Source organism: Vibrio sp. 10N.286.49.E11, from assembly GCF_041469505.1.
GTDB lineage: Bacteria > Pseudomonadota > Gammaproteobacteria > Enterobacterales > Vibrionaceae > Vibrio > Vibrio crassostreae_C.
The window spans coordinates 1-963 of sequence record NZ_JBFRKQ010000140.1 but is presented as its reverse complement, the minus strand read 5'-3'; the positions used below and the strand labels follow the sequence as shown (position 1 = coordinate 963).

Annotated in this window: 1 protein-coding gene; it reads left to right on the top strand. The window is 46.9% G+C overall.

From position 1 onward, the window contains the following. Positions 1–963 (top strand): elongation factor Tu (gene tuf / locus AB4167_RS21865; protein ID WP_372137018.1); only part of this gene is annotated, 963 nt, incomplete at both ends.

The following is a 963-nucleotide window of genomic DNA, read 5'->3' as shown; positions in this document are numbered from 1 at the left end:
GGTGTTGCTAAAGATTTCGCATCTATCGATAACGCTCCAGAAGAGCGTGAGCGCGGTATCACAATCGCAACTTCTCACGTTGAGTACGACACTCCAGCACGTCACTACGCACACGTAGACTGTCCAGGACACGCGGATTATGTTAAAAACATGATCACTGGTGCTGCACAAATGGACGGCGGTATCCTAGTTGTTGCTGCGACTGACGGCCCTATGCCTCAAACTCGTGAGCACATCCTACTTGGTCGTCAAGTTGGTATCCCTTACATCATCGTATTCATGAACAAATGTGACATGGTAGATGACGAAGAGCTACTTGAGCTAGTTGAGATGGAAGTTCGTGAACTTCTTTCTGAATACGACTTCCCAGGTGATGACCTACCAGTTATCCAAGGTTCTGCACTTGGCGCACTAAACGGCGAGAAGCAGTGGGAAGACAAGATCGTTGAGCTTGCAGAAGCACTAGATTCTTACATTCCTGAGCCAGAGCGTGCAGTTGACCAACCGTTCCTACTACCAATTGAAGATGTATTCTCAATTCAAGGTCGTGGTACTGTTGTAACTGGTCGTATCGAACGCGGTATCCTACGTGTAGGTGACGAAGTAGAAATCGTTGGTATCAAAGAGACTACTCTTACTACTTGTACTGGTGTTGAAATGTTCCGTAAACTGCTTGACGAAGGTCGTGCAGGTGAGAACGTTGGTGCACTTCTACGTGGTACTAAGCGTGATGACGTTGAACGTGGTCAAGTACTTTCTGCGAAAGGTTCTATCAACCCACACACTAAGTTTGAGTCTGAAGTATACGTACTTTCTAAAGACGAAGGCGGCCGTCACACTCCTTTCTTCAAAGGTTACCGTCCACAGTTCTACTTCCGTACAACTGACGTAACAGGCGACATCACTCTACCAGAAGGCGTAGAAATGGTAATGCCAGGTGACAACGTTCAAATGACTGTTGAG